Below are 20511 nucleotides of genomic sequence, written 5' to 3'. Positions count from 1 at the left end.
GTACCGGTGGGCTCAGTCGCGGGCTGCGTTCCACTGCAGGTCGCCGCGCGGCCGATGCTGGTCACCGACGCGTCGAGTGTAGCCAACGCGATTGAAGAACTCCAAGATCTGGATGCTGCGTTTGCGGCCCAGGCCGATGGCATCGCGGAAGGCCGCCGCATCCACCGCGCCGCTGGCCTGTGACAGCTGCGCGACGATCGCGGCGAGTTCCGCAATGCGCGCGGGTGCATAGAACAGGTCCGGCACCACCTGGAACAGTTCGCCACGTGCGGCGGCGCGGCGCAGGAGGGTGCGGACTTCGTCCTCGGCCAAGCCGATCTCGACAGCAAGGGTGCGCACCCACGGCGGATCGAAGCCACCGGCGTGCAGTTGCGGCAGCACGCGTTCCAGCAGCAGGCGCTCGCGTTCCGGTGGCGCATGGTCATGGCCGGGCAGGCGCCACCAGGCGCCCACGCGTTGCACGCTGCCGTCGTCCAGCAGCTCCTGCAGCAGCGCATTCCAGAGCCCCGTCGCAAGCGCGGGCAGGATGCTGCGCTGCAGGCGCCCGCTGTCGACACCGGGTTCGTCCGGGCGTCGCTCATGCCAGCTACGCAGCGATGTGATCACCTGCTCGCGCAGCACCTGCCAGTGCGAGGCAAGGATGACCACCGTGTCCTCGCGGGTGATGATGCGCTGTGCGTCTGGAGGAAGATCGATCCGGTCGGCCGCGCGCCGGCAGTAGCGTTGCAGCGCGGCCATGGCAATGCCGAAGGGCGCCTGCTGCAACAGCGGGCCGATTCCCGCACCTGTGGCCAGCTGCTCCAGTGCGCCCAGCCAGGCGAGCCGTGCCGGGCTGCGCCGGCGCCGCTGTGGCGGGTCCGGGTCGAGCACGACGCCACCGCCCAGCGTGTGGGTCGCGGCGGAATCGCGGGCGATGAAGCGATCACCACACATCGCACAGACCGGTGCATCGAAGACCAGCTGCACCAACTGCCCATCACCTTGGTCACGGTCCTCCAGCAGCACCACATGGGCCTGCCGGTGCATCGTGCCCCAGTGGATGTGCAGGGGTGCCCAGTCGCGCAGTGGTGCTGCCCGTGCGGACAGGCGCAGGCGCACATCGACGCGGGTGGTGGCCAGCAGCGCGCGCGGGTCGGCAATCCAGTCGCCACGATGAATCTCGTCGCGGGCGATGGCGGCCAGGTTCAACGCGCAGCGCTGTCCGGCCATCGCGTGTTCGCTGGCCTGGTTCTGCGCGTGGATGCTGCGTATGCGCACTTCAGTGGCGGCGGGCATCAGCTGCAGATGCTCGCCCACCGCGGCGACACCGCCATGTACCGCGCCGGTCGCCAATGTGCCGTGCCCGGCCAGCGAGAACACGCGGTCCACCGGCATGCGGAACAGCTCGCTGCGCAGCGCGGCCTGGCGCGCGTTGGCCTCGCCGGCGGCCCATGCGTGCAGGTGGGCGCGCAGGGCGTTGATGCCTGCGTCATCGGGGGACGTGCTGTTGCAGGCGAATACGGGGGAATCCTGCAGCGGCGTTCCGGCCAGCAAAGCGGCAATCTCGATTTCGACCCGGGCGATGCGCGCGGCGTCCACGCGGTCGATCTTGGTCAGCGCCACCGCGCCGCGATCCACGCCCAGCAGCTGCAGGATCGCCAGATGCTCGCGGGTCTGCGGCATCACGCCGTCGTCGGCGGCGACGACCAGCAGGGCGACATCGATACCGGTGGCGCCGGCCACCATCGTGTGGACGAAGCGCTCATGACCCGGCACATCGACGAAACCCAGCGTTGCGGCGGGGCCCGTGCCGTTCGCGCTTTCCACCGGGACATAGGCATAGCCCAGTTCAATGGAGATGCCGCGCGTGCGTTCTTCCTGCAGGCGATCGGTTTCGATGCCGGTCAGTGCCCGCACCAGGCGCGTCTTGCCATGGTCGATATGCCCGGCGGTGCCGACGATCATGGTTGCAGCGTGCTCCATTGGGCGAGGAAGTCCGCTTCGTCGGCCGGTTCCAGGCAACGCAGGTCCAGCCACAATGCGTCCTCGCCGATGCGGCCCAGCACCGGTCGCGGCAGCTGGCGCAGGCGCTTGGCCAGGCGGTCCAGGCCGCCACGTCGCGCAGTGGTGATGCGCAAGCCGGCACTGCCGAGCTGCGCCTGTGGCTGCGCACCACTGCCGATCTGGCTGTGCATCCGTGCCTGTTCAAGCATGTAGCCGGTCGGCAGCGCCGAGCGCAGCGGCGGCAGCAGGCGCTGGGCCTGCGCATCCACGTCCTGCTGCGTGCGCGAGAGCGTACGCAGTGTCGGCAGCCGTTGCGCCAGCAGCTCCGGCTCGCGGTACAGCGCCAGTACCGCCTCCAGCGCGGCCAGGCCCATCTTGTCCATGCGCAGCGCACGCTTGAGCGGGTTGCGGTTGATCCGCGCGATCAGGTCGGCGCGGCCGGCGATGATGCCGGCCTGCGGCCCACCCAGCAGCTTGTCGCCACTGAACGAGACCAGGTCGGCACCGGCCGCCAGTGTTTCCTGCACGGTCGGCTCGTGTGGCAGGCCGAAGGCCGCCAGGTCGCACAGGCTGCCGCTGCCCAGGTCCACCACCAACGGCAGGCCATGGTCGTGCGCGATCGCTGCCATCGCCGCGGTGTCGACCTTGGCGGTGAAGCCGGTGATCGCGTAGTTGCTGGCGTGCACCTCCATCAGCAGTGCGGTACGCGCGCCGATGGCATGGGCGAAGTCGGCCGGGTGGGTGCGGTTGGTGGTGCCCACTTCCAGCAGCCGCGCGCCGGCACTGCGCATCACATCGGGAATGCGGAAGGCACCGCCGATCTCCACCAGTTCGCCGCGCGACACCACCACTTCGCGGCGGTTGGCCAGGCTGTTGAGCAGCAGCAGGACCGCCGCCGCATTGTTGTTGACCACGGTGGCGGCTTCGGCACCGGTCAGCTCGCGGACCAGCGCCTGCACCCGTGCATCGCGGTCGCCGCGGCGGCCGCGGGTGATGTCGAATTCCAAGTCAACCGGTGCGGTCATCGCGCGGGTGACGGCCTGCACCGCGGCCTCGGGCAGCAGGGCGCGACCCAGGTTGGTATGCAGCACGGTGCCGGTCAGGTTGAACATCGGCTGCAGGTTCAGCCGTGCATCGGCGATGAGTGCGGCGTCGAGCGCCGCGACCAGTGCCGGGCCTTCAATGGCCTGATGCAACTGCTCGGCCGAGAGCTGCGTGGCACTGATGCGCTCACGCAGCGCCTGCAGATGTACGCGCAGCAACTGGGTGATGCGGCTGCGGCCGTGGCCCTCGATCAGTGTTGCCAAGGCAGGCAGGCGCAGCAACCGGTCCAGCGAGGGCAGCGCGGAAGCCGATGCCGGGGTGGGGGGCGTGGCTGTCATCGCCTCACTCGCCGTCGGACTGCCACAGCAGCGGATTCTGGCTGGCGCGTGCATAGCCTTCCTCGCCCAGCAGCAGGTCCAGCGCCAGCGTGCCAAGGTCATCAGCCACCGGTTCCAGCGACGGATCTTTTTCCAGATACAGGATCTTGCGGTAGCTGTGGCAGTGGTCGCAGGTTTCTGCACGTACCGCGCTCTCGCGCACCGCCTGGCCGGTATCGCCGTCGGCATCAGCCAGGGCGCGATAGGCGATGTCCTTGCCAGCGGCGCCACACTGGCTGCACTGCACGCGCACGTAGTGCCACTGGCAGGCGCACAACGAGCACGACAGGTAGCGGTAGGAGGCATAGGGCGGGCGGGCCTGCACCATGCTGGCCACCGGCAGGGTGCCGCACAGCGGGCACAGCCCTGGCGCATCGGCCAGCGGCTTCAGGTCGCTGGGGCGGAAGCTGGCCGCCAGTACTGCCCAATACACCTGCAACGCATTCATCACCAGCAGCGCAGCGACCGCGTCGACCGGGGGCGCGTCAGCGCGTTCCAGCACGGCGTGGGCCTGCGCATCCAGCCAGGTGTCGTCGGCGGCGGCGACGCGCAGCAATTCCTGCCGTGTTTCCGCCGGTAGCCCCGCTTCGTCGGCGCAGTGCCGGCACAGCGTGCGCAGCCAGTCGCGCCAGCGCCCGTCCAGATGAAGCGTGTTGGCGGGCCGCAACGGCATGCCGGCACTGGCGGCCGCGCTGGACTGCTGCGCGCGCGCGTGGTCCTGCAGCGCCTCGCGTTGCTGGGGTGTCAATTCCTCCAGCAGCGCCTGCTGTGCATCGGCCAATGCCGCCAGCAGCTGCAGGTAACCGCCGATGGCGCTGTACGCGGCCAGGCTGCGCAGGCGCGCCGCGCGTGTGGCGAACAGCGACCTGGTATCAGGCAGGATGATGCGCGGCACGTCGCGCGAGGCGAGCGTCTCGATCTCACCGGGTTCAAGGATGCGTTGCGCCATGCAGGGCCAGCCAGAAGAACCAGCCTCCATCCTCGCCGTTGTCAGCGCTGGCGTCCAGCGCACTGTAGGCCATTTGAAATGGTCGGGGCCAGATCCGTTTTCCACAGGAAAACGGATCTGACCCCATCGGTTGTTGCCGTGTTCATCGTGTCGACCAAGGTCGACACCTACCAAAAGCACCGGGGAACTGTCGAAGGCGCCTCTGCAGGTGCAGGGCCGCAGGCCCAGCCGTTATCCCTCTTCCCGACGTCCGCGCAGGATGTCGCGGAACCACTGCCGGTGGTGCTTGTACGCCCACCCATAGGTCACCTTGCCCTGGGTCATCGCCCGCACCGAGCCCTTGATCCAGAGCGCCGCATAGATGTGCACCACGATCGCGCACACCAGCACCCAACCGAACAACGCATGGGCCAGCACCGAGAAGCGGATCAGCCCGATCGGGAAGAGATGGCTGAAGTATTGCCGCCAGATCACGAAGCCGGTCAGCAGCAGTGCCGACAGGCAACCAATGATCGCCCAGAACAGGAGCTTCTGGCCGGCATTGAAGCGGCCCACCGGCGGCAGCTTCTCATCCTCGTTGCGCAGTACATCGCGCATGCCGCGCATCCATGCGCGATCGTCGGCGGTCGGCAGATTGTCGCGCCACATGCGGAACGCCAGCAGCGCAAAGCCCACCACCATGGCCAGCCCGATGAACGGATGCAGGATGCGCGTCCACGGGCCGCCACCGAACAGCTGGGTCAACGGGAACAGGGCAGGGTGGAACAGCGCCAGCCCGGACAGCGCGGTCAGCACGAAGCAGATCGCCACGATCCAGTGGTTGATGCGGGTCGGTGCGCGGTAGCGGATGATCTGGCGCGGGTGCGGGGCGTACTTCATGGCCGCTGCTCCTCTTCGATCTTCTTCGCCTCGTGCTCGGCTTCCTCTTCTTCCTCGTCATTGACCGTGTTGCGGCCGATGCCGATGTAATGCAGGAAGCCGGCGAAGGCGGTGGCGGCGATCGCCAGCACGCCCAGCGGCTTGGCCACGCCCTTCCACACCTCCACCATCGGGCTGATGCGCGGGTCCTTGGGCAGGTCGGCGTACAGCTCCGGCTTGTCCACATGCTGCAGCACGTACATCACGTGGGTGCCACCCACGCCCTGCGGGTCGTACAGGCCGGCATTCCCGTAGCCGCGCGATTTCAGGTCTTCCACGCGTCCGGCCGCATGCTCGGTCATCGCCTGCTTGCTGCCGAAGGTAATCGCGCCGGTCGGGCAGGTCTTCACGCAGGCCGGTTCCTGGCCCACCGCCACCCGGTCCGAACACAGCGTGCACTTGTAGGCCTTGTGGTCCTTCTTGGAAATGCGCGGCACGTCGAACGGGCAACCGGTCACGCAGTAGCCGCAGCCGATGCAGTTCTCTTCCTGGAAGTCGACGATGCCGTTGGCGTACTGGATGATCGCGCCCGGCGACGGGCAGGCCTTCAGGCAGCCCGGGTCGCTGCAGTGCATGCAGCCCTCCTTGCGGATCAGCCACTCCAGCTTGCCCTTCTCGTCCTCGTACTCGCGGAACTTCATCACCGTCCACGACTGGTCGCTCAGGTCGGGCGGGTTGTCATAGCTGCCAACGCAGCTGCCGACCTCGTCGCGCAGGTCGTTCCATTCCATGCAGGCGACCTGGCAGGCCTTGCAGCCGATGCATTTGCTCACATCGATCAGCTTGGCGACCTGGCCGGTGTGCGCACCGCGCGCTTCCGGCGAGGGCGTGGTGGTGGCCGAGCGGCGGATGATGTCCAGCGATTGCAGTGACATGGCGTGTCTCCTACACCTTCTCGACCTTGACCAGGATGCACTTCGATTCGGGCGTCTGCGAGTTGCCGTCACCGATGGCGTTGGTCAGCGTATTGGCGATGTATCCAGGCTTGGCCGCACCGAGGAAACCCCAGTGGATCGGCACGCCCACCTGGTGCACGGTCCGGCCATCGATCTGCAGGGCCTTGATGCGCTTGGTCACCATCGCCACCGCTTCGATGTGGCCACGCTTGGAACTGACCCGCACGCGGCTGCCGTTGCTGATGCCCAGCTCGTCGGCCAAGGCCGCGCCGATCTCGACGAACTGCTCGGGCTGGATGATGGCGTTCAACTTGCCGTGCTTGGTCCAGAAGTGGAAGTGCTCGGTCAGGCGGTAGGTGGTGGCCACATGCGGGAACTCGTCCGGCGAACCGATCTGTGCGCGATCGCTGGCGAATACGCGGGCGGCCGGGTTGTTCAGCGTCAGTGCCTGGCCGGGGCTGAGCGGATTGCTGCGCAGTGGCGTGTCGAATGGCTCGTAGTGCTCCGGGAATGGCCCTTCGGCCATGCCGGCCTTGGCGAAGAAGCGGGCGATGCCTTCCGGGTTCATGATGAACGGGCCCATCCCGCCGGCGGGATCTTCGTCGGCCTTGAAGTCCGGTACGTCCACGCTGCCCCAGTTCTTGCCGTTCCAGGCCAGCAGCGTGCGGCGCGGGTCGAACGGCTGGCCGGCCACGTCGCACGACGCGCGGTTGTACATCACGCGGCGATTGGCCGGCCACGCCCAGGCCCAGCCCAGCGTGTTGCCGATGCCGGTGGGGTCGCTGTTGTCACGCCGCGCCATCATGTTGCCGGTCGGGCCCCAGGCACCGATGTAGATCCAGCAGCCCGACGCGGTGCTGCCATCGTCGCGCAGGTCGCCGAATGCGGCCAACTGCTCGCCGGCCTTGCGCACCAGCCTGGTCGGATCCTTCGGATCGAACACGTCGGCCAGCGCCTTGCCGTTGTATTCCATCGCCAGCTCTTCCGGCGTCGGCAGCTCCGGGTTGGAATACTTCCAGGCCAGGTCGCGCACCGGCTCCCACCACGCACCGCCGTCCTTCTCGTACATCGCCTTGATGCGATGGAACAGCTCGGACATGATCTCGATGTCGCTGCGCGCTTCTCCCGGTGGGTTGGCACCCTTCCAGTGCCACTGCAGCCAGCGCGAGGAATTCACCACCGCGCCGTTCTCCTCGGCAAAGGAGGTGGTCGGCAGGCGGAATACTTCGGTCTGGATCGTGCTCGGGTCGACGTCGTTCAACGCACCGTGGTTCTGCCAGAAGGCGATGGTCTCGGTTTCCAGCGGGTCCATGCTGACCATGAACTTCAGCTTGGAGAACGCGCTGATCAGCTTGCCCTTGTTCGGCGCCGAGGCCAGCGGGTTGAAACCCTGGCAGATGTAGCCGTGGATCTTGCCTTCGTTCATCAGCTCGTACGCCTGCAGCATGTCGTACGGCTTGTCGAGCTTGGGCAGGTAATCGAAACACCAGTTGTTGTCGGCGGTGGCGGCGTCGCCCCACCACGATTTCATCAGGCTGACGTGGAACTTCGGGTAGTTCTGCCAGAACGACATCTGGTTGGCGCGCAGCGGCTTCTGCGTGCGCTTGGCGATGTAGGCCTCGTAGTCCTGCTCGTCCTGTTTCGGCAGGGTCAGGTAGCCGGGCAGCAGGTCGGACATCAGGCCGATGTCGGTCAGGCCCTGGATGTTGGAATGCCCGCGCAAGGCGTTCATGCCGCCACCGGCCACGCCGATGTTGCCCAGCAGCAGCTGCACCATGGTGCCGGCACGCACGTTCTGCGCGCCGATCGAGTGCTGCGTCCAGCCCAGCGCGTACAGGATGGTCATCGCCTTGTCCTTGCCGGCGGTGGACGCGATCATGTCCCAGATCTGGCGGATGCTGTCGGCCGGCGTGCCGCAGATGCGTTCGACCATCTCCACCGTGTAGCGCGCATAGTGCTGCTTGAGCAGGTTGTAGACGCAGCGCGGGTCCTTCAGCGTCGGGTCGCTGCGCACGAAGCCATCGTCACCGTAGGCGTAGTCCCAGCTGGAGCGGTCGTAGCTGCGCTTCTCTTCGTTGTAGCCCGAATACAGGCCGTCCTTGAAGGCGAACTCGTCCTTCACCAGGAACGACATGTCGGTGTAGTTCAGCACGTACTCGTGCTGGATGCGGTCCTCGGTCAACAGGTAGTTGATCAGGCCCCCCAGGAACACGATGTCGGTACCGGTGCGGATCGGCGCGTACACGTCGGCCACCGCGGCCGAGCGGTTGAAGCGCGGATCGACCACGATCAGGCGCGCCTTGTTGTGTGCCTTGGCCTCGGTCACCCATTTGAACCCGCACGGGTGCGCCTCGGCGGCATTGCCACCCATGATCAGGATCAGGTCGGCATTCTTGATGTCGACCCAGTGATTCGTCATCGCACCACGGCCTAGCGTCGGGGCAAGACCTGCCACCGTCGGGCCGTGTCAGACACGTGCCTGGTTGTCGAATGCCAACATGCCAAGGGAGCGCACGACCTTGTGGGTCAGCACCGCGGTTTCATTGCTGGTGGCCGAGGCCGCCAGCATGCCGGTGGTCAGCCAGCGGTTGACCGTCTGCCCGGCCTCGTTCTTCTGCACGAAGTTGGCATCGCGGTCTTCCTTCATCAGCCGCGCGATGCGGTCCAGCGCATCGTCCCAGCTCAGCCGCTTCCACTCGTTCGAGCCCGGCGCGCGGTACTCGGGGTAGAGCAGGCGCGACTTGCTGTGGATGATGTCGGCCAGGCCGGCGCCCTTCGGGCACAGCGTGCCGCGGTTGACCGGATGGTCCGGGTCACCCTCGATATGGAAGATGCTCGGCTCGGCGTTCTTGGCGCCGTCGCCGAGGCTGTACATCAGGATGCCGCAGGCCACCGAACAGTAGGTACAGGTGTTGCGGGTCTCGGTCGCGCGGGTCAGCTTGTACTGCCTGACCTCCGCGAGCGCGATGCCGGGCGCGAAGCCCATCAATGCCAGGCTGGAGCCGACCAGGGTTGTCCCGGTCACTTTCAGGAACTGGCGGCGGCTCATCGATGGCATGCCGTTCTCCTGGGATGGCGGGGAGGCACGGGCCTCCGGGCTGTCGTTGGGTACGGCCCGGTTATAGCACAGGCCCCCGCACGCCCATGTGGCACAAGGCCCGGCGCCGGCGGGGCGGGCGCGCAACGGGGCCGCTCTGGTAAAGTTGCGTGCCCGCCCCCCGGGGAAGCGTCTGCCGGGCCTGGTTCCAGGATGTTCCGCGCAGCCCCCGCCGTCCTGGCGCGATCCTCCGCGCCGGATCTGGAACACCGAGGAAAAATTTTGCGAAATCAACCAGTTGGGTTCCGCGCATGAGCGCCCCGTCGAAGCCGTCGGACGCCGTTGCGCGCGGCACGCTGTACATCGTTGCCGCCCCCTCCGGCGCCGGCAAGAGCAGCATCGTCAATGCCACCCTGGCGCGTGACCCGCAGATCGCGCTGTCGATCTCCTTCACCTCGCGCGCGATGCGCCCGGGGGAAGTGAACGGCCAGCACTACCATTTCGTCTCTGCGGAAAGGTTCGAAGAAATGATCGCCGCCGGCGACTTCTTCGAGCATGCGTGGGTGCACGGCGACTGGAAGGGCACGGCCCGGCAGTCGGTGGAGCCGCAGCTGGCCGCCGGCCAGGACGTGCTGCTGGAAATCGACTGGCAGGGCGCGCAGCAGGTGCGCCAGCTGGTGCCGGGCACGGTCACCGTGTTCATCCTGCCGCCGTCCAAGCAGGCCCTGCAGGATCGCATGCGCAACCGCGGCCAGGACAGCGAGGCGGTCATCGCCCAGCGCCTGGGCGCGGCGCGCGATGAAATGCTGCACTTCAACGAGTTCGACTACGTCATCGTCAACGAGGTGTTCGACACCGCCGTGGACGAGTTGTGCGCCATCTTCACCGCCAGCCGCCTGCGCCGGGAGGCCCAGAAGGTCCGCCACGCCGGCCTGATCCAGGCCCTGCTGACTCCCGATCCGGGCGCAACTGACTGATTCCAAAAGAATCGGGTAGGGGTTGGCTTGATTTTGTCCAGCCCCTGCCAGTACACTCCGTCCCCTTTCCCTCATTCGACTGAGCGGCCGACCGGTCGCCGGGAGCCCGTATGGCCCGCATCACCGTAGAAGATTGCCTGGAAGTCGTTAACAACCGTTTCGAACTGGTCATGATGGCATCCAAGCGTGCCCGCCAGCTCGCCAACGGCGTGCAGGCCACGCTGGACAACAGCGAGACCGAGGACAAGCCGACCGTGCTGGCGCTGCGCGAAATCGCCGCCCGCAAGATCGACAACGCGCTGATCGACGAAGTCGAGAAGGCCGAGCGTGAGCGCGCCGAGCGCGAAGCGCTGGAGTGGGCTGCCGCCGAAGTGGTCGCTGACGAAGACATGTCCAAGAACGACGATTGATCGCATCGATCAACGTAATCGTTGGATACACCGAACAGCCCGCCCCGTGCGGGCTGTTTCGCATTCAGGATTTGCCGTAAACGTCGCGCTGGAATAGGCTGCGGGCATGAACCCAGGCCCCACTGCCAAGGTCGCCGCAGCCCCCACTGCCGCCGTACCCGACTACGTCCTCCAGCTTGAACGCGCCGCCCATTACCTGCCGCCGGAACAGCTGCCGCTGTTGCGCCGTGCCTGGGAAGTCGGAGCCTCCGCGCACGCTGGGCAGACGCGCAAGTCGGGTGAGCCCTATATCACCCACCCGGTGGCGGTGGCCCAGGTGCTGGCCGAGCTCGGCCTGGACGTGGAAGCGCTGATCGCCGCGATCCTGCACGACACCATCGAAGACACGCCGCTGACCCGCGAGGCGCTGGCCGCCGAGTTCGGCGAAGCCGTGGCCGAACTGGTCGACGGCGTCACCAAGCTGGACAAGCTGAAGTTCCGCGACCGCCAGGAGGCGGCCGCCGAGAGCTTCCGCAAGATGCTGCTGGCGATGTCGCGCGACCTGCGCGTGATCATGATCAAGCTGGCCGACCGCCTGCACAACATGCGCACGCTGGGTGCGCAGAGCCGCGAAGCGCGCGGCCGCATCGCCCGCGAGACGCTGGAGATCTACGCGCCCATCGCCCAGCGCCTGGGCATGAGCCTGGTCAAGAGCGAGCTGCAGAACCTCGGTTTCAAGGCGCTGTACCCGTGGCGCCACGCCATCATCGAGAAGCACATCCGCAGCCAGCCGGTGGTGCGTCGCGAGGCGATGGCGCAGGTGGAAGTGCAGCTGTCGCAGCGCCTGGCCAAGGAGGGGATCGAGCATCGGCTGATCAGCCGCATCAAGACCCCGTGGAGCATCTACAACAAGATGCGCGACGAGAACAAATCCTTCGACCAGGTGATGGATGTGTTCGGCTTCCGCCTGGTCGTGCGCAGCGTGCCCAGCTGCTACCACGCGCTGGGTTCGGTGCATGCCACCTTCAAGCCGCTGGATGGCCGTTTCCGCGACTTCATCGCCATTCCCAAGGCCAACGGTTACCAGTCGCTGCACACGGTGCTGTTCGGGCCGTATGGCTCGCCGATCGAAGTGCAGATCCGTACCGAGGAAATGGACCTGATCGCCGAACGCGGCGTGGCCGCGCACTGGACCTACAAGTTCGGCGGCGATTCGCCCAACAGCGCACAGAGCCGTGCCCACGCGTGGATCGTCGAACTGATCGACTCGCAGCGTGCCGCCGGTTCCTCGCTGGAGTTCCTGGACAACGTCAAGGTCGACCTGTTCCCGGACGAGGTCTACCTGTTCACGCCAAAGGGCAAGATCCTGGCCCTGCCGCGCAACTCCACCGCGCTCGATTTCGCCTACGCCGTGCATACCGACGTCGGCAACATGGCGGTGGCCTCGCGCGTGGACAAGAAACTGGTGCCGCTGCGCACCAAGCTGGTGTCGGGGCAGTCGGTGGAGATCATCACCGCACGCTCGGCCACGCCGAAACCGCAGTGGCTGGAATTCGTGGTTACCAGCAAGGCGCGCACCGCCATCCGCCACCAGCTCAAGCAGCTGGAGCACGAGGATGCCGTGCAGCTGGGCCACCGCATGCTCGACCGTGCGCTGGAAGCGATGGATTCGTCGCTGGAGCGGCTGCCGAAGGGGCGCCTGGATGCGTTCCTGGCCGAACACCGCTTCCCGCGCCTAGAAGCCCTGCTGGCCGAGGTCGCACTGGGCAACTGGATGCCGACCCAGGCCGCGCAGGCGCTGATGGCCTACGCCGAACTGCGTGGCGGCCCGCATTCGCGCCACCACTCGCAGGAAAAGATCCTGATCAACGGCAGCGAGCGTGGCGTGGTCACCTTCGCCGGCTGCTGCCAGCCGATTCCCGGCGACGAGATCATGGGCTACCACACCGCCGGCAAGGGCATCGTGGTGCACCGCATGGACTGCCCGAACCTGGCCGAGCTGCGCAAGTCGCCCGAGCGCTGGGTGCCGATCGGCTGGGACACCACCGTCTCCGGCGACTACGACACCTCGCTGGTGGTTGAAGTGGAGAACGGCACCGGCGTGCTGGCACAGCTGGCCGCTGCCATCGCGCAGAGCCACTCCAACATCGAGCGCGTGGACTACCTGGATCGCGATTTCAACGCCGCGGTGCTGGCGTTCAACATCCAGGTGCGCGACCGCAACCACCTGGCCGAAGTGATGCGCCGCCTGCGCCGCCTGTCGGTCGTGCAGTCGGTACGCCGCCAGTAGGTCCACGCCATGCGTGGATGACGTTCCGCGCACACGACATACGGGGTCGGGTCCGTTTCCCGCCGGGAAACGGATCCGACCCCCAGCCGATGCCGCGCCCACCCGGTACAATCACCGCTCTGTTTTCCCCCAAAGCACCGGAGCGACCCATGTCCCGCCAGATCATCAACACCGAAAAGGCCCCCGCCGCCATCGGCCCGTACTCGCAGGCCGTGCGCGCCGGCAACACCGTGTACTTCTCCGGCCAGATCCCGCTTGACCCGGCCACCGGCGACATCGTCGGCGCTGGCGACGTCGAAGCGCAGGCCCGTCGCGCCTTCGACAACCTCAAGGCCGTGGCCGAAGCCGCCGGCGGCTCGCTGGACAAGGTCGTGCGTCTGGGCCTGTACCTGACCGACCTGGGCGAGTTCGCCAAGGTCAACGCGGTCATGCAGGACTACTTCCAGGCCCCGTACCCGGCCCGTTCCACCATCGAAGTCTCCGGCCTGCCGAAGGGCGCCAGCTTCGAGGTCGACGCGGTGATGGTCATCGACTGACCACCACGTGGCACGCAAGGCGGCGGTCACCCCGGTCCTGTCACCGTCCGGCGAAGCATCCCTGGCGATGCTCGCCGGCGTCGGTCCGGCCGTGGCCGCCAAACTGCAGGCGCGTGGCCTGGCCACCCTGCAGGATCTCTGGCTTCACCTGCCCCTGCGCTATGAAGACCGGACCCGGCTGACCCGCATCGAAGACCTGCGCAACGGCGTGCCGGCGCAGGTGGAAGGGCGGGTGGTCGCGGTCGAGCGCGGCATGCGCTATCGACCGATGCTGAAGGTCGCGGTGGAGGACGAAGGGCAGGGCACCCTGGTGCTGCGCTTCTTCCATTTCCGCCAGCAGCAGGTCGGCCAGTTCGCGGTCGGCAACCGGCTGCGCTGCTTCGGCACGCCCAAGCCCGGCCACCTCGGCCTGGAAATCGTCCATCCCAGCTACCAGGTGCTGGGCCGCAACGATGATCCCGAACTCGGCGACCGCCTCGACCCGGTGTATCCCACCGTCGAAGGCGTGGGCCCGATGACGATGCGCAAGCTGATCGGCCAGGCCCTGGATCGCCTGCCCGAGGAGAGCACGCTGGAACTGCTGCCCAGCGGTTGGCTCGATGGCCTGGGCCTGCCGTCGCTGCGCAGCGCGCTGCTGACCGTGCACCGGCCACCGCCGGATGCCGACCTCGCCGCGCTGGCCGCCGGCACCCACCCGGCGCAGCGCCGCCTGGCGATGGAAGAACTGCTGGCCCACCACCTCAGCCTGCGTCGCCAGCGCATTGCCTTGCAGGCACACCATGCGCCGGCGCTGGCTGGTCCTGGCAAGTTGGCCAAGGCGCTGCTGAAGCAGCTGCCGTTCGCGCTTACCGGCGCGCAGGCGCGCGTGTTCAAGCAGATCCGTGAAGACCTCGCGCGCCCCAGCCCGATGCTGCGGCTGGTGCAGGGCGACGTCGGTTCCGGCAAGACCGTGGTGGCCGCACTGGCGGCGATGCTGGCGGTGGAGCAGGGCAAGCAGGTCGCATTGGCAGCGCCCACCGAACTGCTGGCCGAACAGCATCTCAACAACCTGCGCGGCTGGCTGGAGCCGCTCGGTGTGCGTATCGCCTGGCTGGCCGGCAAGGTCACCGGCAAGGCGCGCGCCAAGGTGATGGAGCAGGTCGCCAGCGGCGAAGCGCAGGTGGTGGTCGGTACCCACGCGCTGATGCAGGAGGCGGTGGTGTTCCAGGATCTGGCCTTGGCCATCGTCGACGAACAGCACCGCTTCGGCGTGCACCAGCGCTTGGCGCTGCGCGACAAGGGCGCGGGCGGCAACAGCGTGCCGCACCAGCTGGTGATGACCGCCACGCCGATTCCGCGCACGCTGGCGATGTCCGAGTACGCGGACTTGGATGTGTCGGCCATCGATGAACTGCCACCGGGACGCACGCCGGTGCAGACCGTCGCCCTCAACAATGACCGTCGCCCGGAACTGATCGAGCGCATTGCGCTGGCCTGCGAGGAAGGGCGGCAGGTGTACTGGGTGTGCACGCTCATCGAGGAAAGCGAAGAACTGGATGCCACCCCGGCGCAGGCCACCTACGAATCGCTGCAGGCACTGCTGCCCGGCGTTCGCGTGGGGCTGGTGCACGGACGCCTGAAAGCCGCCGAAAAGCTGGCGACGATGGTGGCGTTCAAGACCGGCGAGATCGACCTGCTGGTCGCGACCACGGTCATCGAAGTAGGTGTGGACGTACCCAATGCTTCGTTGATGGTGATCGAGAACGCCGAACGCCTCGGCCTGGCCCAGCTGCACCAGCTGCGCGGCCGCGTGGGGCGTGGTTCGGCGGTATCGCGCTGCGTGCTGCTGTACCAGGCTCCGCTTTCGCAGATGGCGCGTGAGCGCCTGCAGACCATGCGCGAAACCAACGATGGTTTCGTCATCGCCGAGAAGGATCTGGAACTGCGCGGCCCCGGCGAACTGCTGGGCACCCGCCAGACCGGCCTGGCCGGTTTCCGCATTGCAGACCTGGCCCGCGATGCCGGCCTGCTGCCCGGCGTGCATGACCTGGCCGAGCGGCTGCTGGCCCAGCAGCCCGCGTTGGCCGATCGCGTGGTGCAGCGCTGGATCGGCACCGCCGTGCGCTACGCCTCGGCGTAAGTGGCGGGGTCAGGCCCCTTTGCACAGCAAGGGGCTCTGACCCCATCCCCGGGACGCTCATCCACGCACGGCGTAGATCCACTGTAGAGCCGAGCCCACGCTCGGCTGCTGTGCGCGTTGCGCGCGGGAGTCGAGCATGGCTCGACTCTACAGAGAGCTCTTCCCTGCCATCCGCGGGAAACCCGTTTTCGGCGTTGCTGTTGAAGTTGTCGGCCAGCGGCCGGCACTACCGCGGGTGCAGGTCGCAGCCCTGCCGCCCCCCATACTTGCAACGGTCATCATCCCGGTCCACACTTCGTTGCCGATCTGAAGACGGCAACGATGACCCACAAGATCCCCCTGTTGATCGACACCGACCCCGGTGTGGACGACGCCCTGGCCCTGCTGATGGCCTTTGCCGATGAACGGCATGACGTGGTCGCCCTGACCATCGCCGCCGGCAATGTCGGCCTGCAGTACACCGTCCGCAACGCCATCAAGCTCTGCGACATCGTCGGCCGCACCGACGTGCCGGTGTTTGCCGGCAGCCCGGATCCGCTGCTGCATCCTTCCGTAGACGCTGCCCACGTGCATGGCCGTGATGGCTATGGCGACGTGGACCTGCCGCCGCCGAGCCGCCAGGCCGAAGCCGAGCATGCTGCGCTGGCCATCCTGCGCCTGTCGCACGCGCATGCCGGCGAACTGATGCTGGTGATGCTTGGCCCGCTGACCAACCTCGCGCTGGCACTGAAGCTGGACCCGACCCTGCCCCAGCGCATCAAGCGCATCGTGGTGATGGGCGGCGCGGTCACCTGCCACGGCAACATCACCCCGGCGGCCGAATTCAACATCGCCTTCGATCCGGAAGCGGCGCATGTGGTGTTCACCTCGTTCAAGCATCTGCTGGTGTCGGACTGGGAGGCCACCGTCGCCCACGGCCTGCCACTGGAAGAAGCCGAGAAATGGCTGCAGGCCGATTCCGATCGCGCCCGCTTCTACGAGCTGATTTCGCGCAAGACCCGGGGCCTGTCCGAAGACAGCAAGGGCGGCCGCTGGTACACCGCCGACGCGGTTGCCATGGCCTGGGCACTGAACCCGGAAGGGCAGCTGCGGGTCGAGTCGCGTCCGCTGAACGTGGAGCTGAATGGCACGTTCAGCCGCGGCGCCACCATCGTCGACTGGAACCGCCAGACCGGCCAGCCGGACAACTGCGATCTGCTGATGGCCTACGACCAGCAGCGTTTCGAGGCCCTGGTACGCCAGGCCCTGGGCGCGGACTGAAGCCGATTGACCGGCACCGGTTGCCCCGGGCGGCAACCGGTGCTTATAATGCCGCTCTTGACCACCAGCCCATTTACGGTGTGAGCCCATGAAGGCCGATATCCATCCGAACTACCGCGACGTCGTCTTCCATGACGTCACCTCCGATTTCAAGATCCTGACCCGCTCGACCATGGCGACGAAGGAAACCATCAAGTGGGAAGACGGCAACGACTACCCGCTGGTGAAGGTTGAAATTTCCTCGGCTTCGCACCCGTTCTACACGGGCAAGCACAAGGTCATCGACACCTCGGGCCGTATCGACAAGTTCCAGAAGCGCTACGCGCGCTGATCTGTCGATCCAGCTTCGAACCGACGGCCGCGCTCTGCGCGGCCGTTTGTTTTTCCCCAACGCCTACCCAACGGGCGTTTGGATGGACAGAACACTGCGTTCGTGTGACAACGCTTTTGCCGATCCGGGCCGCTTGCTGGCCGGGTTCTGGCCGCCTGCCGTCTACGACTTCTGTCTAGCGCCGGGCAAATGCTGCTGTGCGATAATGGCATGATCCCCGGCACAGGCCGAGGACGTCATTCACGTGCCTGACCAATGCGCTTGGGCAGGCGCCTTCCCATGAAGGAGCGCACACAGTGTCCGATCTTGATCAGGTCACGCTCAACGCCGGCGATAAGTCCGTCGTTCTGCCCGTCATCAAACCCACCCTTGGCAACGACTGCGTCGACATCGCGAAGCTGACCAAGGAAACGGGGTTTTTCACCTACGATTCCGGCTTCACCGCGACGGCCAGCTGCAAGTCCGCCATCACTTACATCGACGGCGACAAGGGCGTGCTGCTGTATCGCGGCTACCCGATCGAGCAGCTGTCGGAAAAGTCGAGCTACGTCGAAGTGGCCTACCTGCTGATCAACGGCGAGCGCCCGAGCGCCGAGCAGCTGAAGGCCTTCACCGATGAGCTGACTGCCGAAGCCAATGTCGACGACTCGATCAACACCCTGATCGGCAGCTTCGCCAAGGACGCCCACCCGATGGCCATCCTGGCTGCTGCGATCGCGCAGCTGTCGGCCATCTACCACGACGCGCTGGACCTGTCCGACGCCGAACAGCGCCGCCAGGCCGCCGTGCGCCTGATCGCCAAGGTGCCGACCCTGTCGGCGCTGATCTACCGCCATGGCAAGGGCCTGCCGGCCAACAAGCCGGACACGTCGCTGGACTACGTCAGCCGCTTCCTGAAGCAGACCTTCGAGTCGGCTGACGGCCAGTACGATCTGAACCCGGATGTGGTCAAGGCGTTGGACCTGCTGTTCATCCTGCACGCCGACCACGAGCAGAACGCCTCGACCTCGACCGTGCGCCTGGTCGGTTCGACCGGTGCCAACCCGTACGCGTCGGTCGCCGCGGGCGTCACCGCGCTGTGGGGTCCGGCCCACGGCGGTGCCAACGAAGCCGTGCTGAAGATGCTGGAAGAGATCGGCAGCGCCGACAACGTCGAGTCCGCCGTGGTCAAGGCCAAGGACAAGACCTCCGGCTTCCGCCTGATGGGCTTCGGCCACCGCGTCTACAAGAACTTCGACCCGCGCGCCAAGGTCATCGGCGAGATGACCAGCAAGGTGCTCAAGCAGCTGGGCGTGCAGGATCCGCTGCTGGACGTGGCCGTGAAGCTGGAACAGGCCGCGCTGCAGGACGAGTACTTCGTCGCGCGCAAGCTGTACCCGAACGTCGATTTCTACAGCGGCATCATCTACAAGGCGCTGCAGATCCCGACCGAAATGTTCACCGTCATGTTCGCCCTGGGCCGTACCTCCGGCTGGGTCTCGCATTGGCTGGAACAGCAGGTCGATCCGGAAATGAAGATCGGCCGTCCGCGTCAGGTCTACACCGGCAGCGACGTGCGCGACTACCAGGGCTGATCGCCCCGCGTAGGTTGTGCCGAGAACGCCCCGCATGCGCGGGGCGTTTTTTTTTTCTGCCGCCCTGGTGGGTGCCAACTTGGGTTGGCACGCTTTCGACACTCGCAAAAAACCATCCACGCATGGCGTGGATCCACTTGTTCCCGCCCCTGGTTGGCACGCTCCCCATCCACGCGTGGCATGGATTTACCGCGTTCCCGCCTTGGTAGGTGCCAACCTTGGTTGGCACGCTCCCCCATCCACGCGTGGCATGGATTTACCGCGTTCCCGCCTTTGGTAGGTGCCAACCTTGGTTGGCACGCTCTTCAACGCGCCAAGACCGCGTGATTCAGGGGTCTCACCAGCTTCACAAGCGCTCGCGCAGCCTCAGGACGCCAGCTGCATTCGCAGCACCTGAAATGGAGCGTCCATCCGATGAGTACCCGATTCGACCCACCCGAGCGCGGCCCGCTCGGCACTGACGTCGCCGCTGTCGTCACTGCCCCCATCGTTCCGCCCGCCAGCGAAAGCGCGGTGTCGTGGGGAGCCATCTTCGCTGGCGCCGCCGCCGCCGCTGCGCTCTCTCTCATCCTGCTGATCCTCGGCGTGGGCCTGGGGTTGTCGTCGGTGTCGCCCTGGTCGTTCGAAGGCGTCAGCAAGGAAACCTTCGGCTGGTCCAGCATCGCCTGGCTCACCTTCACCGCACTGGCCGCTTCCGGCCTGGGTGGCTATCTGGCGGGTCGCCTGCGTACCAAGTGGACGCAGATCCACGGCGACGAAACCTACTTCCGCGACACCGCGCACGGCTTCGTGTCGTGGGCGGTGGCCACGCTGCTGACCGCGGGCCTGCTGACGTCGGCCATCGGTGGCGTGCTGGGTGCGGGCGCAAAGGTGGCCGGCGCCACTGCCGGTGCCGCTGCGTCCACCGTCGGCGTGGCTGCAGCCGGTGCCAGCGGCGCTGTGGCGGCTGCACCGGAAGGCGACCTCGACTATTGGGTGGATGCGCTGTTCCGCAGCACGACCCACGCAGGGCCGGCCGATCCCGCAGCGCCGCCGCCGGGCGCACCGATGGACCCGGATGCCGCGCCACCGCCGGCAGCGGGCGCCGGTCCGCGCGACGCGCGCATGGCCCCGCCGCCGCGACCGGCGCCGGGCAACGGTCCGATCGGCGATCGCCGCGAAGTGCGTGCCGAAGTGAACCACATCATCGTCAACAGCCTGCAGGGGGAAGGCCTGGATCCGGCCGATACCCAGTACCTGTCACAGCTGATCGCGCGCGAGACCGGGATGAGCCCGGCTGAAGCGCAGGCCCGCGTGACCGATGTGCAGACGCGCATGCGTGCAGCGCTGCAGAAGGCCAGGAATACCGCCAAGCAGGCTGCCGACGATGCGCGAAAGGCGACCGCCTATGCCGCGTTGTGGCTGTTCATCACCCTGCTGATCGGTGCGTTCTTCGCCAGCCTCAGCGCCACCTGGGGCGGCCGCCGCCGCGACCTGTAATCCACCCTTCCATGCAAGGAGACCTGCCATGAAGATGATTCTGCTCTGGTTGCTGGGCGTGCCGATTCCGCTGCTGATCCTGTACGCGATCTTCTTCTGATCGCGCACCACCGCGCCGTGTCATCAGGCCGCCGAAAGGCGGCCTGATGCCATCCCGCAGATCCACGCCACGCGTGGATGCCCCACAGTAGAGTCGAGCCATGCCCGACTCTACAAACGCAATGCAATGAGGTTTATTGCATTCAAGCAGTGAGGGAAATTGCATAACCCTCAAACATAGAGCGCCTTCAAAAATTCTCCTTAACGTTCAACGTTTTAGGAATGCTTGAATGGCCTGCATGGCAATGGATTT

Annotated in this window: 15 protein-coding genes; 9 read left to right on the top strand and 6 right to left on the bottom strand. The window is 66.7% G+C overall.

All coding sequences use genetic code 11. The features are described 5' to 3' along the window. Nucleotides 1-12 precede the first annotated feature (12 nt). The 6 genes from selB to fdnG all read right to left on the bottom strand — a co-directional run bounded on the left by selB (nucleotide 13) and on the right by fdnG (nucleotide 9225). Complete coding sequence (gene selB / locus VG556_RS18885) at nucleotides 13-1944, bottom strand: selenocysteine-specific translation elongation factor (protein ID WP_100450560.1); 1932 nt, start codon at nucleotides 1942-1944, stop codon at nucleotides 13-15. Further along, the gene (selA, locus tag VG556_RS18880; protein ID WP_100450559.1) at nucleotides 1941-3365 is read right to left on the bottom strand and encodes an L-seryl-tRNA(Sec) selenium transferase; all 1425 of its coding nucleotides are present in this window, start codon (nucleotides 3363-3365) and stop codon (nucleotides 1941-1943) included. Before selA ends, selB begins: the two co-directional genes overlap by 4 nt. Nucleotides 3366-3369: 4 nt before the next feature. Continuing rightward, nucleotides 3370-4353: a formate dehydrogenase accessory protein FdhE gene (gene fdhE / locus VG556_RS18875; RefSeq protein ID WP_100450558.1), complete on the bottom strand. Its 984-nt coding sequence runs from the start codon at nucleotides 4351-4353 to the stop codon at nucleotides 3370-3372. Between the two features lie 231 nt (nucleotides 4354-4584). After that, nucleotides 4585-5232: a formate dehydrogenase subunit gamma gene (locus VG556_RS18870; protein ID WP_100450557.1), complete on the bottom strand. Its 648-nt coding sequence runs from the start codon at nucleotides 5230-5232 to the stop codon at nucleotides 4585-4587. Continuing rightward, complete coding sequence (fdxH, locus tag VG556_RS18865) at nucleotides 5229-6146, bottom strand: formate dehydrogenase subunit beta (RefSeq protein WP_014648273.1); 918 nt, start codon at nucleotides 6144-6146, stop codon at nucleotides 5229-5231. Before fdxH ends, VG556_RS18870 begins: the two co-directional genes overlap by 4 nt. A gap of 10 nt (nucleotides 6147-6156) precedes the next feature. After that, nucleotides 6157-9225, bottom strand: coding sequence for a formate dehydrogenase-N subunit alpha (gene fdnG / locus VG556_RS18860; protein ID WP_146257719.1), 3069 nt, complete (start codon nucleotides 9223-9225; stop codon nucleotides 6157-6159). Between the two features lie 290 nt (nucleotides 9226-9515). Between fdnG and gmk the strand changes: the two genes are divergently transcribed. From gmk to VG556_RS18815, 9 genes are all read left to right on the top strand, one after another. Beyond that, nucleotides 9516-10181 carry a guanylate kinase gene (gene gmk, locus VG556_RS18855; protein ID WP_423180037.1) on the top strand — a complete coding sequence of 222 codons (666 nt, stop codon included), beginning with the start codon at nucleotides 9516-9518 and terminating at the stop codon, nucleotides 10179-10181. A gap of 110 nt (nucleotides 10182-10291) precedes the next feature. After that, nucleotides 10292-10591, top strand: a complete 300-nt coding sequence (rpoZ, locus tag VG556_RS18850) for a DNA-directed RNA polymerase subunit omega (RefSeq protein WP_005410877.1) — start codon at nucleotides 10292-10294, stop codon at nucleotides 10589-10591. 106 nt (nucleotides 10592-10697) lie between these two features. Further along, nucleotides 10698-12860, top strand: a complete 2163-nt coding sequence (locus VG556_RS18845; protein ID WP_005418955.1) for a RelA/SpoT family protein — start codon at nucleotides 10698-10700, stop codon at nucleotides 12858-12860. 149 nt (nucleotides 12861-13009) lie between these two features. Continuing rightward, nucleotides 13010-13396, top strand: a complete 387-nt coding sequence (locus VG556_RS18840; protein ID WP_005418954.1) for a RidA family protein — start codon at nucleotides 13010-13012, stop codon at nucleotides 13394-13396. A gap of 7 nt (nucleotides 13397-13403) precedes the next feature. After that, complete coding sequence (gene recG / locus VG556_RS18835; RefSeq protein ID WP_069117956.1) at nucleotides 13404-15515, top strand: ATP-dependent DNA helicase RecG; 2112 nt, start codon at nucleotides 13404-13406, stop codon at nucleotides 15513-15515. A gap of 321 nt (nucleotides 15516-15836) precedes the next feature. Further along, nucleotides 15837-16775, top strand: coding sequence for a nucleoside hydrolase (locus VG556_RS18830; protein WP_100450555.1), 939 nt, complete (start codon nucleotides 15837-15839; stop codon nucleotides 16773-16775). Nucleotides 16776-16863: 88 nt separating this feature from the next. Beyond that, on the top strand, nucleotides 16864-17106 hold the full coding sequence (locus VG556_RS18825) for a type B 50S ribosomal protein L31 (RefSeq protein WP_010484049.1): 243 nt from the start codon (nucleotides 16864-16866) through the stop codon (nucleotides 17104-17106). A 296-nt stretch (nucleotides 17107-17402) separates the two neighbouring features. After that, the gene (locus VG556_RS18820) at nucleotides 17403-18680 is read left to right on the top strand and encodes a citrate synthase (RefSeq protein ID WP_014648268.1); all 1278 of its coding nucleotides are present in this window, start codon (nucleotides 17403-17405) and stop codon (nucleotides 18678-18680) included. A gap of 414 nt (nucleotides 18681-19094) precedes the next feature. Then, entirely contained in the window at nucleotides 19095-20159 is a 1065-nt protein-coding gene (locus VG556_RS18815) for a hypothetical protein (RefSeq protein WP_100450554.1), read from the top strand. Nucleotides 20160-20511 lie beyond the last annotated feature (352 nt).

The sequence above is a fragment of the Stenotrophomonas sp. CASM106 genome (genome assembly GCF_049384825.1).
Lineage (GTDB): Bacteria > Pseudomonadota > Gammaproteobacteria > Xanthomonadales > Xanthomonadaceae > Stenotrophomonas > Stenotrophomonas muris.
The sequence above is the reverse complement of the archived record's forward strand: the minus strand, read 5'-3'. Positions and strand labels throughout refer to the sequence as shown.